Source organism: Lysobacter sp. P5_B9 (assembly GCF_054049835.1).
On sequence record NZ_JBFULP010000001.1, the window covers coordinates 1030945 to 1046683 of the forward strand.

Consider the following 15739-nt stretch of genomic DNA (forward strand, 5'->3'; position numbering starts at 1 on the left):
GCGTGGCTCGGTGTCGTCAGTCGACGAGGTGGATCTCGACGTTGATATTGCCGCGAATCGCCTTCGAATACGGACAGGCGTGGTGTGCTCCGTTGGTGAGTGCTTTGGCGACACCGCGATCAACGCCCGGCAGGCTGACGTTGAGGCGGGCTCGCAGAAAATATGACTCATCCGCCAGGCAGAGGTCGACTTCCGCATCGATGGCCATGTCGACCGGGAGCGCGACCTTCATCCGGTGCGCCACGAGGCCCATGGCGCCTTCGAAACAGGCGGACCAGCCTGCGGCGAACAGTTGTTCTGGATTCGTACCGGCACCCGTCGCGCCGGGGAGGTTATGCCTGATGTTAAGGCGTCCGTCGTCGCTCAGCGAAACGCCGCCATCGCGGCCGCCGGTGGTGTGGACTTTTGCCGTGTAGATCACGTTGCTGGTTTGCATCTTGGGATTCCGGGAAGAAGACGGGTCGGTTCGGAGAATCTAGTCGGCTTGCCGAGCCGCTCCAATCGACTGCACGTTTGTTTCGTTGACACGTTGGTATGAGTCGTCTCCACCCGATGAGTGATGTTCGAGTCGCCTGCTGCTGTAGCATGCTTTCTCCTCCCCAATGTTCCGCAGATGCGGAGGAGCTAGGAAATGGCCATGAAGCACAATGTAGTTGCGTCCGGAGGCGGACAAGCGCTGTTTGATGTGAACGACGCGTTGCTCTTGCTGCTCGATCATCAAACCGGGTTGTTCCAGACTGTGAAGGACATCGGCATCGCCGAGTTGCGCGCTAACACGACGATGCTCGCCAAGCTCGCCACGCTGCTGAAGATTCCCGTGATCACGACCGCGTCGGAACCCAACGGACCCAACGGCCCGCTGATGCCGGAGATTCACGAAAACGCACCGCATGCCGTCTTCGTTCCGCGCAAGGGCGAAGTGAACGCGTGGGACAACGAGGACTTCGTTGCCGCCGTACGTGCCACCGGACGCAAGACGCTGATCATGGCGGGCGTGTGGACGAGCGTGTGCGTGATGTTCCCTGCGCTCGATGCCAAGGCCGCGGGATTTGACGTGTACGCGGTGATCGATGCATCCGGCGATCCGAGCGAACTGGTGTCGAGGACGACACTCGCGCGGTTCACGCAGGCCGGCGTCGTCCCCACCAGCGCGAACGCGGTACTGTGCGAATCGCACCGGACCTGGGCGCGTCCCGAAGCGGCCGATCTCGCCAAGCTCTACGGCATCGTCGCACCGAATTACGCCGCGGTCGCAGAGAGTTACAACCGCGCGCAGGAAGTGGCGAAGAAAAACGCATAGACGGAGGCGACCATGAAGCCTTACCTGATGTCGCTCGGCGCCGGACTGCTGGTCGGGATCGTGTACGCGCTGCTCCAGGTGCGATCGCCGGCGCCGCCGGTGATCGCGCTACTCGGGCTGCTCGGCATCCTCCTCGGCGAACAGATCCCGCCGCTGGTGCGCACCGTGTTCCATCGCGAGGCGAAGCCGGTGGCGTGGGTTGAGGAGCAGGTCAAGCCGCACATGTTCGGTGAGCTTCCGAAGTGCAAGGAGCACGAAAGATCGGAGCGCGACCGGCCCGCTTGAGCGGGCCGGTACGGACGACCATGGCGCGCATGGTCCTCGGCCGCCTCCTGTCGTTCGCCGCGTGCACGGGCGCAGCGCCGCTCGTGCACGCGCAGGCCTCGGTCGACGCGGGCATCGATTGGCGCGGGCGCCTGGAAGCCATCGATGCGCCGGCTTTCGGCACGCGCGGGCAGACGGGCACCGACAGCGCGTTCCTGCAGCGCCTGCAGGTGCACGCCGACTTTGCGCTGACGGAGCGATGGACCGTACACGGCGCGCTCGAAGACGTGCGTACCTTCGGCAAGCAACACCCGACACCGACTGATCGCAATCCTACCGACCTGCGCACCGCGTGGATCGCATACGAACGGCCGTGGCACGACGGGACGGTCAAGCTGCAGGCGGGGCGGCAGGAGCTGCCCTTCGGACAACAGCGCTTTTTGTCCGTTCGCGATGCACCGAACGTGCGGCAGGCCTTCGATGCGGCGTGGCTGCGCGTGGCCCGCGGCGCCTGGACCGTCGACGCATTCGTCGGCCGGCCGGTGCAGTACTCCGCCGATGAACCCTTCGATGACGACAGCGGCCCCGACGCGCGCTTGAATCTGGTGCGCGTGGAACGGAAGACGCGCGGCGTCGGGGCGGTGACGGCCTATTACGCAGGGGTACGCAACGAGGACACGCAGATCGCCGACATCGAAGGGCGCGAGCGCCGGCACGCCATCGACCTGCGCTGGGCACGGGAGTCCGAAGGCCCAGGGCTCGATTGGGATGTCGAAGGCATGGTGCAGTGGGGGCGCGTCGGTCCCGCCGACGTGCACGCGTGGGCGGCGGGCGCGCGTGGTGGATACACCTTCGCGCAGCGTTGGCGGCCGCGCATCGGTGTGCAGGTTGATGGCGCGTCGGGCGATCGCCGTGCCGGCGATGCGCGCGTGGAGACCTTCAATCCACTGTTCCCAAACGGCTCGTACTCCTTCTCTCGGGCGGGGCTGACGGGTTACGTCAATCTGCTTCAGCTCAAGCCGTCGCTGCAGATCGCGCCGACGGACGCGCTCGTCGTGGGGCTCGCCCACGCCACCGTGTGGCGCGAAACGACGGCTGATGCGGTCTACTTGCAACCCGATGTCGCGCTCGACGGAACAGCCGGCGTCGCGGGCCATCGAACGGGAACGTATTTGCAGTTGCGCGCGGATTGGCGGGTCAGCGATCGCATCGCGTTCGCTGCGGAGCTCGTGGACTTCCGCATCGATGATGCGATTCGCACCGCTGGCGGATCGAACAGTCGCTATGCATCGATCGAGGCTGTCGTGACATGGTAGATCCGCGCGTCAGTCGCCTGGTGCTTTTCACCTGACGACTATCGCCCAAACGGGTGAGTGGAGCGGCAATCCGCCGGCGTAGACTCACCCAAACAAAAAATGTGAACGAACATGAACGAGGTTTCGACATGAACCGCATGCTGATTTCCGCTTTCTTCGCACTATCCTGCGTCGCCGCAATGAACGCGCGTGCGGCGGGTGATGAAGCGAAGCCAAAAGCCACTGTCGTTCTCGTGCATGGTGCGTTTGCTGACGGCTCGTCCTGGAACAAGATCATTCCGCTTCTACAGGCTCAGGGATTGAAAGTGGTCGCCGTGCAGAACCCTCTGACGTCGCTGGCCGACGACGTGACGGCGACGCGTCGTGTGATCGATGCGCAGCCAGGGCCCGTCGTGCTCGTCGGCCATTCGTGGGGCGGAACCGTCATTACCGAAGCGGGCACTGACGACAAGGTGAAAGCGCTGGTGTACGTGGCCGCGTTCGCCCCATCCGCTGGCGAGGCGACGGCCGATGGCGGCAAGGGCTTCCCGCCGCCGCCGGGCCTGGCGCACCCGATCGCGAGCGCAGACGGCTTCCTGACGCTGTCACCGGAAACCGTGGCAAGCGACTTCGCGCAGGATCTCGACGCGAAGGAAGCCAATCTCATCGCCGTCACGCAGGGGCCGATCAATTCGAAGGCGTTCGATTCGAAGGTCAGCACGCCCGCGTGGGATGGCCGCCCGAGCTGGTACATCGTGGCCACGCAGGACCGCATGATCCAGCCCGACGCGGAGCGGGCCGTCGCCCGCAAGATCAAGGCGACGACCACCGAACTGAAAGCGAGCCACGTGCCAATGTTGTCGCAGCCGGATGCCGTGGCGAAGGTGATCGTTTCCGCAGCCCAGGCGATTCGGTGACAGGCGCAACCATCGAAGTGAGGATGCCATGAAAACCATGCACATGTTCGCGGTCGTCACGGCGGTGCTTGCCGCTGTTGTAGGGGTGGACCTTTACGCCCAGGCAAAACAGGACAAGTACGCGCTGAAGTCGCCGAGCGGGATCGCCTTCTCGGACTTCCGGGGATACGAGGATTGGGCGGTCGTTTCGTCTGCACGCACCGACGAAGTGCTCAAGGTGATCGTCGCCAATCCGACGATGATCAAGGCGTACAAATCCGGAATCCCGACCAACGGCAAACCGTTCCCGGAAGGGTCCAGGATCGCGAAATTGCAATGGAAGCCGAAGAAGAGCACGGAAGCCCCGTTTGTCGTCGACGTGCCGGACAAGTTCACGCAGGCCTTCGTCATCGAGAAGGACAGCAAGCGATTCCCGAAGAGCGGCGGTTGGGGTTACGCGCTATTCAACTACGATGCGGCGACCGATAAGTGGACGGCGGATGCCGCCAGCAAGTCCGATTGCGGACACGCCTGCCATGTGAAGGTGGAGAAGAAGGACCACATCTTCCATCCCTATCAGATGCGCTGAAGCGCGGCAGCCACCCTTGGCCGTCTCTCTGGCTCACAGAGTGCTCACTTTCCGTCCGGATTCAATCGGGCACGCCCTGCCAGCGAGGAAGAGGCCATGAGTGCCATCACCGCTCCGAATCAGTTTCTCGAATCACGAGGACGGCGACTTGCTTATCGCTCGATCGGTACCGGCAAGCCGATCGTCCTGTGCACGCGCTTTCGTGGAAACATGGATTTGTGGGATCCCTTGTTCCTCGACAGCCTCGCGGCGCGCGGCTTTCGCGTCATCACATTCGATTACAGCGGCCTTGGATTGTCGACAGGTGAGCGGAACTACAATCCGCAAGCTCTCACGCAGGACGCCCATGATCTGATCGAAGGGCTCGCGTTGAAGGATGTCGTCATTGCCGGCTGGTCGCTCGGCGGCTTGGCGGCGCAGCTGGTCCTGACAATGTACCCGCAGGCCCTGAGTCATGCGGTCCTGATCGGCACGGGCCCGGCGGGACCGCTGGTCAAGCCGGCGGAGCAACTGTTCTACGACACGGCGCGAATTCCCGAGAACAGCTTCGAAGACCAGGTGATTCTTTTCTTCGAACCGCGTTCAAGCGCCAGCCGCGAAGCGGCAAAGCGCTCCGTCGATCGCATCGCGGAGCGCACAAAGGATCTGAGCGCGCCAATCCCTATCGACTTCGCCGTCGCCTTTTTGGGCGACAGACCAAAAAATCCGATCTTCCCGGCGGATGCGGTCCTCGCGGCGATGAAGAAGACAACCATTCCGATCATGCATGTCGGGGGAGATCACGACATCTCTTTCCCCGTTGAGAACTGGTACGCGCTCAACCAGCAGCTACCGACGCTGCAGCTTCTGACGTTCCCGCAAGCCGGGCACGCACCGCATCACCAACACCCCGTCGCTGCAGCCCAATACATTGCAACGTTTACCGGGCTTGATTCAGTTGACGACAAGATCCTTCGGCCAAGGCATTGACCTGGCCCGGCGAGCGCGTGATGCGCCGCCGGGCCGGGCAGGCGAACTCAGGCCTTCGCTGTGTCGCGCGTGCGGTCGACCAGCAGGAGCATGCCGCCGAAGATCGCGAGGTTCTTCAGGAATTGGGTGAGCTGGTCCTGGAAGCTGGCGGCATCCGCGCCCCAGAACGCATGGAACACCAGCGTGACGGGAATCAGGAACAGGGCGAGGACCAGGGCGGCAAGGCGAGTCTGGCGGCCGATGATCAGCAGCAGGCCGGCGCCGACTTCGATGGCGATGGTCAGCACGAGCAGCGGCTTTGCGAAGGGCAGGCCAGAACTGGCCATCCAGCCGGCCACGCCGGCGAAACTGAAGATCTTGCTCAGGCCCAGGATGAAGAAGATGGCGCCAAGCGAGACGCGCGCCACCGGGTAACGGATCTTGTTGAGGATGTTCATTGGTGTCTCCGGAATGGGTCAGTGAAGATCGAAAAGGAGGACTTCGGCGCCAGAGCCCTGATCGAGGGTGATGCGTTGTTCCTGCTCGATCTTCAGGGCGTCACCGGCACGCAGTTCCACGCCGTTGACCTTGAGGGTGCCGCGGGCCACGTGGACATAGCCTCGGCGGTTCGGTGCGAGCGTGTGCTCGACGTGCTCATCGCCATCGAGCAGCGTCGCGAACAGGAACGCGTCCTGGTTCATACGCAACGACCCGTCGCGACCATCCGGGGAAACGACCAGCCGCAGTTGCCCGCGCTTGGAAGACGGGTCGAAATGCTTTTCTTCGTACCCCGGTTGGAGGCCGCCCTTTTCCGGCATCACCCAGATCTGCAGGAAATGCACGCGCTCGGTCGGCGAGTGGTTGAACTCGCTGTGGCGCACGCCGGTACCGGCGCTCATCCGCTGGACATCGCCGTAACGCAGTACCGAACCGTTTCCCATGCTGTCGCGGTGTTCCAGGGCCCCGTCCAGCACGTAGGAAATGATCTCCATGTCTTGGTGGCCGTGGGTGCCGAAGCCTTGCCCGCCCTGGACCTTGTCCTCGTTGATCACACGCAGGGGCCCAAAGCCCATGTGGCGGGGATCGCGATACTCGGCGAACGAGAAGGTGTGCCTGGAGCTCAGCCAGCCGTGCTCGGCGCGGCCGCGCTCTTCGCTCTTACGGACCTGCATCATGTTGTGCTCCAATCGCTATGTGCGAATAATTCGAAGTTCGCCGAATGGCTTGATATCGGCTTGGTGCACAGTATGTGGACGGACTTTTTGAATGAAAAGCGAGTAGATTGCCGTCCTATAATCGAGAAAATCGAATGCTTAGATTGAGCCTGGACGCCCTGGAGATCCTCGATGCCATCGACCGGCGCGGTTCTTTTGCCGCGGCGGGCAAGGAGCTTCACAAGGTCCCCTCGACGATCTCCTACACGGTTGCCAAGCTGGAAGACGACCTGGGCGTCCAGGTTTTCGAGCGGCTGGGCCCGCGTGTCGCGCTGACGGCAGCAGGGCAGGAACTCCTCAAGGAAGGGCGCTATCTCCTCAAGGCCGCGCAGGACCTGGAGCTGCGCGTGCGCCGCGTGGCTTCGGGCTGGGAAACCGAGTTCTCGATCGGCATGGACTCGGTGTTCTCGCCTCTGGCACTGGAGGCGGACATCCGGGATTTCTATGCCGTCGCCGACAGCACGCGCCTGCGCATAGCGCTCGACCAACTAACGGGAACATGGGAAGCACTCATGGAGCGTCGCGTCGACCTGCTGATCGGCGCCACGGGCGATGGCCCGTCCGGTGGTGGCTATGTTTCGGAGGTGATGGGAACGATCGAATTCGTGTTTGCCGTCGCGCCGACCCATCCGCTGGCAGGTCACGACAGACCCTTGGGCAAGGCGGACCTGCATGGGCATCGGGCAATCGCCGTGGCCGATTCCGCACGCAAGCTGTTGCCGCGAACCGTCGGCCTGCTGTTTGGACAGGACACGCTGACCGTGCCCGACATGCGCACCAAGCTCGCCTTGCAGATATCGGGATTGGGTTTCGGATTCTTGCCCGAACCAGTGGCGCGCGGCGCCATCCGTGCCGGATTGCTGGTCGAGAAGCAGGTTGAAGAACCGCGCGCCGCCGAGACGGTCCGTCTGGCTTGGCGCAGTGGTGAAGAAGGCGCGGCTCTTGCGTGGTGGATAGATCGCATGAGCGGGCAGGGCACGCTTGGTCGACTGATTGCGTCGCTGTAATGACAGGATTTGCCAGGCTGGCAGTGCTGCAGTTACGGCAGCATGGCGAGCCAGGATCGAAGTTCCTGATTGCGCAGAGTCATTTGAAAGACGTCTGTTGAAAGACGTCTGTCGTAATTGGACGGCATGCTCCTGCAAGTCGTCTATCGAGTCGTTTCGATGCCGTACGTGGTTGATCTGTTGCCCGGCCCACGTGTCATTCGCGTGGTCTTTGACGGGGAGGTTTCGCTTCAGGACAGGAGCGGTGCTCTTGCGAACTTGATCGAGCTCCAGGCTGAATCATCGTTCCGGAACGTGCTCGTGGATCTGACGAAGGCTTCCTTGATCGATGCCTCGAATTCGGAGACGCTCGAGTACGCCGTGCGCCTGGCCCGCGAACCTGTCGTGCGGCACGTGCATATCGCCTATGTCGGCGACCCCGCGCTCGGAACGAGCGTGGAATGCGTGGCGGCTACTCGAGGCTACTTCTATCGGCGATTTCGCTCGCAGGCTTCGGCACTGCTTTGGTTCAGCGCTGATCGTTCGAGACGCGCGGCCTGACCTCCGGTTTGCAACAACAGTTCTGTGCGCTCCGTTAATGCTCTGGCAAGCACTCATGCCTCCACGATGGCGGTGGCACCAAGGCCGCCAGCGGCACAAACAGAGACCAGCGCCCGCGCCGGCCTTCCGGTCTGGATGCGATGCAGCATCAGCTGTTTGGCCACGCTACCCAGGATTCGGGCACCGGTCGCCGCAAAGGGGTGTCCAAGCCCTACCGAGCCTCCCCGCACGTTGAGCTTGCTCCGATCGATGCTGCCAAGCGCGTGCGGCAGTCCGAGTCTTTCGCGGCAGTAGTCCGGGTCTTCCCATGCCTTCATCGTGCACAGTACCTGGCCTGCGAAGGCTTCATGGATTTCGTAATAGTCGAAGTCCTGCAGGCTCAGTCCATTGCGCTTGAGCAAGCGTGGAACGGCATATGCTGGTGCCATCAGAAGTCCTTCCGCATGTGGACCGGCGTAGTCAACGGCAGCGGTTTCCGCGTCGACCAGCCATGCCTGCGGCCGAATGCCATGCAGATCGGCCCATTCAGCCGAGGCCAGCAGGATTGCGGCGGCGCCATCGGTAAGCGGTGTGGAATTGCCCGCTGTGAGGCTGCCATGGCCGCTGGTCTTGTCGTAGGCCGGCTTGAGCTTGGCGAGCTTTTCCATCGAAGTGTCGTTACGCAGGTTGTTATCGCGCTGCAGGCCCTGAAACGGAACCACCAGGTCGTCGTAGAAGCCTTCTTCATACGCGGCGATGCCGTTGCGGTGGCTGGCCAGCGCCAGTTCGTCCTGGTCTTCCCGGGTGATGCCCCACTGCTTGACCATCAACTCGCAGTGCTCGCCCATTGACAGGCCAGTGCGGCGCTCATTCACGTTGGGCACGGACGGACGAAACATCGAAGGCCGAAAGCCAGTGAGAATGCGCAGGCGCTCGCTACCTGTCTTGGCGCGATTAAGGGCAAGGACCAGTTGGCGATAGCTTTCGCTGAGTGCCACAGGCGCATCGGAGGACGAGTCGACGCCACCTGCGATACCGACTTCGATCTGTCCCATGCCGATCTTGTTGCCGACCAGGATCGCCGTCTCGATCGACGTCGCGCAGGCTTGCTGCACGTCATAGGCAGGGGTCTGGGGTGCCAGTTGGCTTGCCAGGACGGCTTCACGCGTCAGATTGAAATCGCGCGTGTGCTTGAGGACGGCGCCGGCTGCGACTTCGCCAAGCCGTTGGTCCTGCAGGTTGAAGCGCTTCACGACGGCGTCGATGGTGGCCGTCAGCATCTCCAGATTGGACGCACGCGTATATGCCGTGTTCTGGCGGGCGAAAGGAATGCGCTGGCTACCGAGGATGGCTATGGGACGACGTGTGTTCATAGGGTGGCACTAGTCGAAGTGGCAGGGATCGGGTGGACGACTGCTACGGGGTTGAGTACCCCGTGATCACGGACGCTTGCCGAAGCGTGCTTTCAAGGCTGCGGCGATGGCTTTCTCCTTGCCATTGCGGGCAAGGTCCGTGATGTCTTGTCCGTCCTTCAACGGGTGCTTGCTGAGGTATTGGTTCAAGGCGTCGGCAGCGGCCTGCTCGCCGCCGGCACTCTTCAGCTGATCCTTCAAGGCGTCGGCAACGGCCTTTTCGCCGCCGGCATTGTTGAGCTGCTCCTTCAACGCATCGGCGATGGCCTTCTCGTTGCCGCCGTGCGTGAGGGCGGCGATCTCGAGCCGGTTTTCCAGGAGCTTTTGGACGTCCTTCAAGTTGGAGTCCATGGAACCGCCATCGGCGACCACGGGCGTCTTCGTGCCTTCGGCGGCCTGCTCTGCATGGGCGGGGGAAATGGCCGCGAAAGCGAGAAGTGCGAGGGCGGCAAGGTTGCGCAGCGTGTTCATGGTCGTTCTCGAATAGAAACAGGGGTGCAGCGGTGACGGGCGGTTCTGCTTAGATCTCGCGATGATCGTTATCGCGATAATCAGTAGATTACGCCCCCGATATCGCTTGTCAAGATATTTTTTATCGTGATAAGCTATTCATGACCAAATTGCTGATCCGCATGGATTTTCAGGAGCCACCCATGGACATGAACGGGCCGCTTCCCCTGGACCGCCAGCTTTGCTTCTCCCTGTACGGCACCAGCATGGCCATCACTCGGGCCTACAAGCCGCTCTTGGACACCCTTGGCCTGACCTACCCGCAGTACCTCGTCCTCAGCGTGCTCTGGGAAGAGGACGGCCAGACGGTCAGCGCCATCGCGTCGCGGCTGGCATTGGAGTCGAGCACCATCACCCCGCTAGTGAAGCGGCTGGAACACGCCGGATTCGTCCAACGGCAACGCAGCGCGACGGACGAGCGCCAGGTGCATGTGCGATTGACGAAGTCCGGCCGGGACGTGCGCACGAAGACGGGCTGCCTGGTCGAGAGGCTGTTGCAACGATCGGGAATGACACGCGAGGAACTCGCCGCCCTCAATCAGCAGGTGCAAAGGCTGCGCAATGCGCTTGCGACGTCGACAGCGGATTGAGATGGCAAGCGGAGACCAAGCAGCTCGCCTGATTCCGGGAAGCTTCTATGGTGCTTTCACGTAAGTCGTGCCCGTCGGGCCGACGCCGGTGATTTGCAGCACCACGGCCGTATCACCGGTGCGGGCGAAATGAGTCTCCCCCGGTGGCTCGGTGTAGAAACTTCCGGGTGGCAGCGCCTTTAGCGCGCGCTCGTCGAATTTCTTGCCGTAGCCGAAGTACCACGTTCCGGAAATGACCGTCGCCACGCGATCGTCTGGATGGTCATGCGCGGCGATGCTTGTGTGTGCCGGGACCGTAAGCAGGATCGTGTAGAGACCCTTGCTCGAAGGCTTCCCCTTCAGCACCCGGGTTTCGATTCCCGCGACGCCGGACGTGCCGGCGGTGGCGTTGGCGGGAGCCAGGTGGGCGTATTCCTGAGGGGTGAGCCGTTGCTGCGCGGACAGTTGCTGGCCGTTTGCAGCAAGAGCCGCTGCGACCAACATCCCTGTCACCAGTATTTTTATTTTGACGGACATCGCTTTGTCTCCTTGAGGGCTGCGCGCCTTTCGCGACGTCCGCCCATCAGCAGCGGACAGTCGCGTAGCCGGTTTAAGAATTACTTGTCGAGGAACGCAACCAGTGCGGGAATCGTCTGCTCCGGTGCTTCTTCCATCAGCCAATGTCCGGAACCTTTGACGATTACGCCTTCGACGTTCGTATCCACGAGCCGGCCCTGGTCAATCAGGAACTGCCCGCCGGCCTTTTCGCCTGACAGCACCAGCATCGGCATCTGCAGCTTGGTCTGTGCGAAGCCCGCAAAGTCCTTGGCATCCTGCTCGAAACTCTTGAAATACTCGAAGCCGGCCCGCATGCCGCCTGGCTTTGCATATTCGGCGGCGTAGAACTGACGATCCGCTTCGGGAATGGAATGGTTGCGGTCGGCCGCGAAGTCGTTCCAGAAGTGTTCGAAGTAGATGCGCTCGCGGCCATCGACCAGTTTCAGCGGCACTTCCCCGTAGAAGTGGAAATGCCACAGGTCGCGCAGCAGCCACACCTTGGTCCAGTCGCCGACGCCAGGCAGGAACGCATCCATCAATACGATGCTTTCCACTTCGTCCGGGTACTGCGCGGCGTACGCGTAGGCCACCATCAGACCTATGTCGTGGCCAACGATCTTGATCTTGCGATACCCGAGGGACTTGACCAGCGCATGGATGTCCTGGGCTAGGGTCTTCTTGTCGTAGCCACTATCCGGCTTGGACGACGAACCTGCGCCGCGAAGATCCGGGGCGATCACCGTGCGTCGATCACTCAACCGGGGGATCAACGGGAGCCACATGTGGCTGGTTTCGGCATAGCCATGCAACAGCACGATTGGCGTTTCCTTGCCCTTTCCCGCCTGCAGGTAGTGCAGGGTGATGCCGTTGACGTTCGCGGTATGGCTCTGGATGGAATCGTTGTTCGCCGCACGGGCGGGAGACTGCATCGCCAGCGCCATCAGCAGGGCGGTCGCGGCGAGTTGGAGGGGGCGCAGCAAACTGTTCATGACGTGCTCCTTGGGGGAAGTTGCCGCAGAACCGATGGTCCTCACTGAAGTGAGTACGTGCTCAGGGAGGGCCATCGGCCGGGCGAGTTGACGATCAGAGCTGGCTCATGCCGCCGTCGGCGATGATCTCGGTGCCTACGATGTAGGCGGACTCGGGCGCGGACAGATGCAGCACCGTGGCGGCGATCTCTTCCGACGTGCCGAAGCGGCCCAGCGGAATCTGATTCTGGATCTGCGTGGCCGTGGCTTCGAGCGCGGCGGCATCCAGGCCCAGCTTTCCGTAGATCGGAGTCGAAACCGGTCCCGGGCTGAGCACATTGACGCGTACGCCACGCGGCAGCAGCTCCGCCGACAGCGTCTTCGCCAGCGAGATGATGGCAGCCTTGCTGGCGGCATAGACCGACGTGTTGGGCATGCCGATGCGTGCATTGATGGAACCGTTGATCACGATCGACGCTCCTGGGTTGAGCAACGGCAGCAGCGCCTGGATCTGGAAGTAGGGGCCCTTGATGTTGGTGTCGAAGATCTGATCCCAAAGCGCCTGGTCCACGTCCGGAAAGGCGGCGAATTTCGCAGCGCCGGCGTTTACGAAGATGGCGTCCAGGCGCACGCCGTCCGCACCGAGGGCAGCGGCGAGCGACTTGGCGTCGGCGATGTTGCCGGCGTCGTTGCGCAATGCGACCGCGTCGCTGCCCAAGCCGGTCTTTGCCTGTTCCAGCGCCGCGGTGTCGCGGCCGGTGATGACCACGCGGGCACCTTCTGCGGCAAACGCCCTGGCGGTGGCCAGTCCGATGCCGCTACTTCCTCCGGTGACGAGGATGGTCTTGTTGGTGAAGCGGTTCATGGCGATTTCCTTCGATGCCAGCGACTTGCTGTGAGCGCATACTGGCGCGGCCTTTCCTGTTTGCCGTGCCACAATCGTGATGAACTCGTTCGAAGGTATCGAACATGTTGTCAACCGAAGAATTGGCCCTCCTTGAAGCCATCCGCGATAGCGGCAGCCTGTCCCGTGCCGCCGCCCGGTTGGGCAAGGCGCCATCCACGGTGTCGCATTCGGCGCGGCAGCTCGAAGCCCGCTTCGATGCCTTGCTCTTTGATCGCCGTCGCTATCGGTTGCAACTCACGCCGGCTGGGCAACTGCTGGCACAAGAGGCGGCACGACTTCTGCAGGACGTGTCGCGGCTGACGCAGCGAGTCAAGCAGGTGGCGGGAGGTTGGGAAGATCGCCTCTGGATCGTCACCGACGAGATCCTGGAATTCGAAACGCTGGTCCCGATCATCCGGGCATTTGATGCTCTGCAGTCCGGTGTCACCTTGCGCATCACCCATGAAGTGCTCAGCGGCACATGGGATGCGCTGCGTGACGGCCGGGCGGATCTGGTGGTCGGCGCTACCAACGAACCTCCGGTGATTCCCGGGCTGCGCTGGTTCGAGTTGGGCGTGATGGATTGGGTCTTCGCCGTGTCTCCGCGCCATCCTTTGGCCAAGGCAAAAGAGCCGCTGGACGGGTCGACCGTCATCCAGCACCGCGCGGTCGTGGTGGCCGACACTTCCCGGAGAATCGAGGTACGTGGCTATGGCGTGCAGGGCGGACAATCCTCATTGGCAGTGCCCAGCATGAACGCCAAGATACAGGCACAACGCGAAGGCCTGGGCGTGGGCTGGCTGCCTCGGGAACGCGTTTCCGGTTTGATCAAGCGGGGTGAGTTGATCGAAAAAAGGATGGCCGACCCACGCGAACCGAACCAGCTCTACGTAGCCTGGCGTGGCGACCACCAGGGACGCGCTCTGGAATGGTGGTTGGCGCAACTTCAAAACAAGCGATTGGCATCGCGTCTGCTTAAAGGCATTGAAATAGCTGCCGCGTAACCCCTCCGTTCAACGTTGATGTGAAGCATTAGCGCTCTCCCAGCGCAGCGGCGCCGAGGTGAACATGCAGGATGCGGCGGTTTGCATGATCCGCGTATACGTATTGACGACGCTGGCGATGGCGTTGTTGACGCTCGCGTCTTGCCGATCGATTCCAACCGGTGAACGTAAATTATCGAGCTGTTCCGACTGGGCAGCGTGCCAGGCGCGGGCGACTGCGTCGGCGGAGAGCGCGGGGCGCGCGCAAGGACGCGAACAGACCCAACGCGCGTGGCTGGCGTGCGCCGGCAATGCCCATCTCGCTGCGATCCGGGCGGCCGACGCCGCGGGCGCGCGGGACGCTTCATCGTTGGCCGTGCGATGCACCGATCAGTTGCTGTTTTCCGTGCTGGCTGCGCAGCCCGATGACTGGTCGCCCGGGCGACGACTCATGGGGGGCATCCCCATCGATGTCGAGTTTCGTGGTCTGTCCGATTATCTGCATCCGCCCATGCGGATTGCCTTGGCGCGGACGGTCCGGATTCCCGCTGCCTACGGAGGCGAGCAGCAGAAAGCAGGCTTCGGCGTGCCAGTTGTGTTGCTTGCGCCGCGTTGTACCGATCAGCCGCTGTGCGAGCTGTTGCCGCCCGAAGGCGTCTTCCGCGCCGCCACCGCCTGGATAGAGGTTGATGTCGCGAACGACAGCGCACCTCGCCTGGTGATCGCCAACCCCTTCGCAATGCACAGCATCCGCGTGGGTGATTACACCTTGCCGGTGGCGAGGAACGTGGCGGCCGCCTATGCCTTCGGCGCGCACACATCGAAGTTGCCTCGACTGGCCATCTGGGGCTTGCTGGGCGGCCACGAAGTCGGACGCCGCGCCGGCGTCTACCTGCTCGACGACTACGATCCGAACAAGCGCCCCCTGGTGATGATCCATGGCTTAGGAAGCAGCCCCCTGGTCTGGGCACGACTGTCCAATGCGGTGTGGGCGTCGGATGAACTGAGCTCCCGCTATCAGGTCTGGCACGTCGTCTACCAGACCAACGCGCCCACGCTGGTCAGCCGGTATCGGATTCAGGGCTACCTGGACGAGGCATGGAAGGTGCTCGACCCCGAAAACGACGACCCCGCACGACAGGGCATCGTACTGGTCGGCCACAGTATGGGAGGCGTCCTCGCGCGGATGCTTTGCGTGGACAGTAGCGACGTGCTGTGGAATGCCGCCTTCCTCAAGACACCGTCGGCGGTGGAGGCCGAGCCCGCGGACATCACAGCGGTGCAACAGGTCTTCGTTTTTCGGCCCTATCCCGGTGTACGCAAGGCCATCTTCCTCGCCACGCCGCATCGCGGCAGTCCGAGTGCGAAACGATGGTTTGGCCGCTTGGCGCGGCTTCTGGTCGGACGCAGAACGCCGGAACTACAATCGCTGCGCCGCCTGGCTCGTGCGGACCCCCCGGCGGTCCGACCAGAACTTCGCCGCGCCTACAGCCGATCCGCCATCAACAGCATCTCGACGTTGCAGGTCTCGCAGCCCGTGCGTCGCGCCGGAGAGTCGCTTATGCCTGTCGCGGGAATCCACTACCACACCATTGCCGGCTCGCTGCGCGGGCGCCGCCGCTCATCTGGCGATGGAGTGGTGCCGCTGGAAAGCGCAAAGCTCGAGGGCGCGAGTTCGACCTTGATCCTCGATTCCGACCACGAGATCTACAAGGACCCACGCGCCGTTGCGGAGGTCGTCAGAATCCTCGAAGAGGATTTGGCCAGCAATTAGCTTCGGCCAAGTAGCCGCTCGGCCGCCGTCTGATCCACGACATTCCA

19 protein-coding genes are annotated in these 15739 nt (G+C 62.7%); 11 read left to right on the forward strand and 8 right to left on the reverse strand.

The window, feature by feature from the left end; genetic code table 11:
• Positions 1 to 16: 16 nt before the first annotated feature.
• Entirely contained in the window at positions 17 to 436 is a 420-nt protein-coding gene (locus tag ACXJJ9_RS04980; RefSeq protein WP_457096090.1) for an organic hydroperoxide resistance protein, read from the reverse strand.
• 195 nt (positions 437 to 631) lie between these two features.
• Between ACXJJ9_RS04980 and ACXJJ9_RS04985 the strand changes: the two genes are divergently transcribed.
• The 6 genes from ACXJJ9_RS04985 (at position 632) to ACXJJ9_RS05010 (ending at position 5313) form a co-directional block, all read left to right on the forward strand.
• On the forward strand, positions 632 to 1300 hold the full coding sequence (locus tag ACXJJ9_RS04985) for an isochorismatase family protein (RefSeq protein WP_457096091.1): 669 nt from the start codon (positions 632 to 634) through the stop codon (positions 1298 to 1300).
• A 12-nt stretch (positions 1301 to 1312) separates the two neighbouring features.
• Positions 1313 to 1585 carry a DUF1427 family protein gene (locus ACXJJ9_RS04990; protein WP_457096092.1) on the forward strand — a complete coding sequence of 91 codons (273 nt, stop codon included), beginning with the start codon at positions 1313 to 1315 and terminating at the stop codon, positions 1583 to 1585.
• A 20-nt stretch (positions 1586 to 1605) separates the two neighbouring features.
• A complete protein-coding gene (locus ACXJJ9_RS04995; RefSeq protein WP_457096093.1) occupies positions 1606 to 2880 on the forward strand; it encodes an alginate export family protein in 1275 nt (424 codons plus the stop codon).
• 128 nt (positions 2881 to 3008) lie between these two features.
• Positions 3009 to 3776 carry an alpha/beta fold hydrolase gene (locus ACXJJ9_RS05000; RefSeq protein ID WP_457096094.1) on the forward strand — a complete coding sequence of 256 codons (768 nt, stop codon included), beginning with the start codon at positions 3009 to 3011 and terminating at the stop codon, positions 3774 to 3776.
• A gap of 37 nt (positions 3777 to 3813) precedes the next feature.
• On the forward strand, positions 3814 to 4344 hold the full coding sequence (locus ACXJJ9_RS05005; protein ID WP_457096095.1) for a cytochrome P460 family protein: 531 nt from the start codon (positions 3814 to 3816) through the stop codon (positions 4342 to 4344).
• 96 nt (positions 4345 to 4440) lie between these two features.
• Positions 4441 to 5313 carry an alpha/beta fold hydrolase gene (locus ACXJJ9_RS05010; protein ID WP_457096096.1) on the forward strand — a complete coding sequence of 291 codons (873 nt, stop codon included), beginning with the start codon at positions 4441 to 4443 and terminating at the stop codon, positions 5311 to 5313.
• A 47-nt stretch (positions 5314 to 5360) separates the two neighbouring features.
• On the opposite strand, the gene ACXJJ9_RS05015 is transcribed toward ACXJJ9_RS05010, so the two are convergent.
• A complete protein-coding gene (locus tag ACXJJ9_RS05015; RefSeq protein ID WP_457096097.1) occupies positions 5361 to 5750 on the reverse strand; it encodes a DoxX family protein in 390 nt (129 codons plus the stop codon).
• A gap of 18 nt (positions 5751 to 5768) precedes the next feature.
• The gene (locus tag ACXJJ9_RS05020) at positions 5769 to 6467 is read right to left on the reverse strand and encodes a pirin family protein (protein ID WP_457096098.1); all 699 of its coding nucleotides are present in this window, start codon (positions 6465 to 6467) and stop codon (positions 5769 to 5771) included.
• 134 nt (positions 6468 to 6601) lie between these two features.
• Between ACXJJ9_RS05020 and ACXJJ9_RS05025 the strand changes: the two genes are divergently transcribed.
• On the forward strand, positions 6602 to 7513 hold the full coding sequence (locus ACXJJ9_RS05025; RefSeq protein ID WP_457096167.1) for a LysR substrate-binding domain-containing protein: 912 nt from the start codon (positions 6602 to 6604) through the stop codon (positions 7511 to 7513).
• 126 nt (positions 7514 to 7639) lie between these two features.
• On the forward strand, positions 7640 to 8053 hold the full coding sequence (locus ACXJJ9_RS05030) for a hypothetical protein (protein WP_457096099.1): 414 nt from the start codon (positions 7640 to 7642) through the stop codon (positions 8051 to 8053).
• 53 nt (positions 8054 to 8106) lie between these two features.
• Here the strand turns inward: ACXJJ9_RS05030 and ACXJJ9_RS05035 are convergent, their stop codons facing one another.
• Positions 8107 to 9405: an acetyl-CoA C-acetyltransferase gene (locus tag ACXJJ9_RS05035; protein WP_457096100.1), complete on the reverse strand. Its 1299-nt coding sequence runs from the start codon at positions 9403 to 9405 to the stop codon at positions 8107 to 8109.
• Between the two features lie 66 nt (positions 9406 to 9471).
• Complete coding sequence (locus tag ACXJJ9_RS05040) at positions 9472 to 9915, reverse strand: hypothetical protein (RefSeq protein ID WP_457096101.1); 444 nt, start codon at positions 9913 to 9915, stop codon at positions 9472 to 9474.
• A gap of 140 nt (positions 9916 to 10055) precedes the next feature.
• On the opposite strand from ACXJJ9_RS05040, the gene ACXJJ9_RS05045 reads away from it, so the two are divergent.
• Positions 10056 to 10544, forward strand: coding sequence for a MarR family winged helix-turn-helix transcriptional regulator (locus ACXJJ9_RS05045; RefSeq protein WP_457096102.1), 489 nt, complete (start codon positions 10056 to 10058; stop codon positions 10542 to 10544).
• Between the two features lie 45 nt (positions 10545 to 10589).
• On the opposite strand, the gene ACXJJ9_RS05050 is transcribed toward ACXJJ9_RS05045, so the two are convergent.
• The 3 genes from ACXJJ9_RS05050 to ACXJJ9_RS05060 all read right to left on the reverse strand — a co-directional run bounded on the left by ACXJJ9_RS05050 (position 10590) and on the right by ACXJJ9_RS05060 (position 12914).
• Positions 10590 to 11060, reverse strand: a complete 471-nt coding sequence (locus ACXJJ9_RS05050) for a cupin domain-containing protein (RefSeq protein ID WP_457096103.1) — start codon at positions 11058 to 11060, stop codon at positions 10590 to 10592.
• Between the two features lie 80 nt (positions 11061 to 11140).
• Positions 11141 to 12070, reverse strand: coding sequence for an alpha/beta fold hydrolase (locus ACXJJ9_RS05055; RefSeq protein ID WP_457096104.1), 930 nt, complete (start codon positions 12068 to 12070; stop codon positions 11141 to 11143).
• Between the two features lie 94 nt (positions 12071 to 12164).
• Positions 12165 to 12914, reverse strand: coding sequence for an SDR family oxidoreductase (locus tag ACXJJ9_RS05060; protein ID WP_457096105.1), 750 nt, complete (start codon positions 12912 to 12914; stop codon positions 12165 to 12167).
• Between the two features lie 104 nt (positions 12915 to 13018).
• Between ACXJJ9_RS05060 and ACXJJ9_RS05065 the strand changes: the two genes are divergently transcribed.
• The gene (locus ACXJJ9_RS05065) at positions 13019 to 13939 is read left to right on the forward strand and encodes a LysR family transcriptional regulator (RefSeq protein WP_457096106.1); all 921 of its coding nucleotides are present in this window, start codon (positions 13019 to 13021) and stop codon (positions 13937 to 13939) included.
• 85 nt (positions 13940 to 14024) lie between these two features.
• On the forward strand, positions 14025 to 15692 hold the full coding sequence (locus ACXJJ9_RS05070) for an esterase/lipase family protein (protein WP_457096107.1): 1668 nt from the start codon (positions 14025 to 14027) through the stop codon (positions 15690 to 15692).
• The last annotated feature ends 47 nt before the right edge of the window (positions 15693 to 15739 follow it).

Bases quoted from the DNA above. Each gene is read 5' to 3' on its own strand.
- ACXJJ9_RS04980 (WP_457096090.1), bottom strand. From the start codon at position 436: ATGCAAACCAGCAACGTGATCTACACGGCAAAAGTCCACACCACCGGC.
- ACXJJ9_RS04985 (WP_457096091.1), top strand. From the start codon at position 632: ATGGCCATGAAGCACAATGTAGTTGCGTCCGGAGGCGGACAAGCGCTG.
- ACXJJ9_RS04990 (WP_457096092.1), top strand. From the start codon at position 1,313: ATGAAGCCTTACCTGATGTCGCTCGGCGCCGGACTGCTGGTCGGGATC.
- ACXJJ9_RS04995 (WP_457096093.1), top strand. From the start codon at position 1,606: ATGGCGCGCATGGTCCTCGGCCGCCTCCTGTCGTTCGCCGCGTGCACG.
- ACXJJ9_RS05000 (WP_457096094.1), top strand. From the start codon at position 3,009: ATGAACCGCATGCTGATTTCCGCTTTCTTCGCACTATCCTGCGTCGCC.
- ACXJJ9_RS05005 (WP_457096095.1), top strand. From the start codon at position 3,814: ATGCACATGTTCGCGGTCGTCACGGCGGTGCTTGCCGCTGTTGTAGGG.
- ACXJJ9_RS05010 (WP_457096096.1), top strand. From the start codon at position 4,441: ATGAGTGCCATCACCGCTCCGAATCAGTTTCTCGAATCACGAGGACGG.
- ACXJJ9_RS05015 (WP_457096097.1), bottom strand. From the start codon at position 5,750: ATGAACATCCTCAACAAGATCCGTTACCCGGTGGCGCGCGTCTCGCTT.
- ACXJJ9_RS05020 (WP_457096098.1), bottom strand. From the start codon at position 6,467: ATGATGCAGGTCCGTAAGAGCGAAGAGCGCGGCCGCGCCGAGCACGGC.
- ACXJJ9_RS05025 (WP_457096167.1), top strand. From the start codon at position 6,602: ATGCTTAGATTGAGCCTGGACGCCCTGGAGATCCTCGATGCCATCGAC.
- ACXJJ9_RS05030 (WP_457096099.1), top strand. From the start codon at position 7,640: ATGCTCCTGCAAGTCGTCTATCGAGTCGTTTCGATGCCGTACGTGGTT.
- ACXJJ9_RS05035 (WP_457096100.1), bottom strand. From the start codon at position 9,405: ATGAACACACGTCGTCCCATAGCCATCCTCGGTAGCCAGCGCATTCCT.
- ACXJJ9_RS05040 (WP_457096101.1), bottom strand. From the start codon at position 9,915: ATGAACACGCTGCGCAACCTTGCCGCCCTCGCACTTCTCGCTTTCGCG.
- ACXJJ9_RS05045 (WP_457096102.1), top strand. From the start codon at position 10,056: ATGACCAAATTGCTGATCCGCATGGATTTTCAGGAGCCACCCATGGAC.
- ACXJJ9_RS05050 (WP_457096103.1), bottom strand. From the start codon at position 11,060: ATGTCCGTCAAAATAAAAATACTGGTGACAGGGATGTTGGTCGCAGCG.
- ACXJJ9_RS05055 (WP_457096104.1), bottom strand. From the start codon at position 12,070: ATGAACAGTTTGCTGCGCCCCCTCCAACTCGCCGCGACCGCCCTGCTG.
- ACXJJ9_RS05060 (WP_457096105.1), bottom strand. From the start codon at position 12,914: ATGAACCGCTTCACCAACAAGACCATCCTCGTCACCGGAGGAAGTAGC.
- ACXJJ9_RS05065 (WP_457096106.1), top strand. From the start codon at position 13,019: ATGTTGTCAACCGAAGAATTGGCCCTCCTTGAAGCCATCCGCGATAGC.
- ACXJJ9_RS05070 (WP_457096107.1), top strand. From the start codon at position 14,025: ATGATCCGCGTATACGTATTGACGACGCTGGCGATGGCGTTGTTGACG.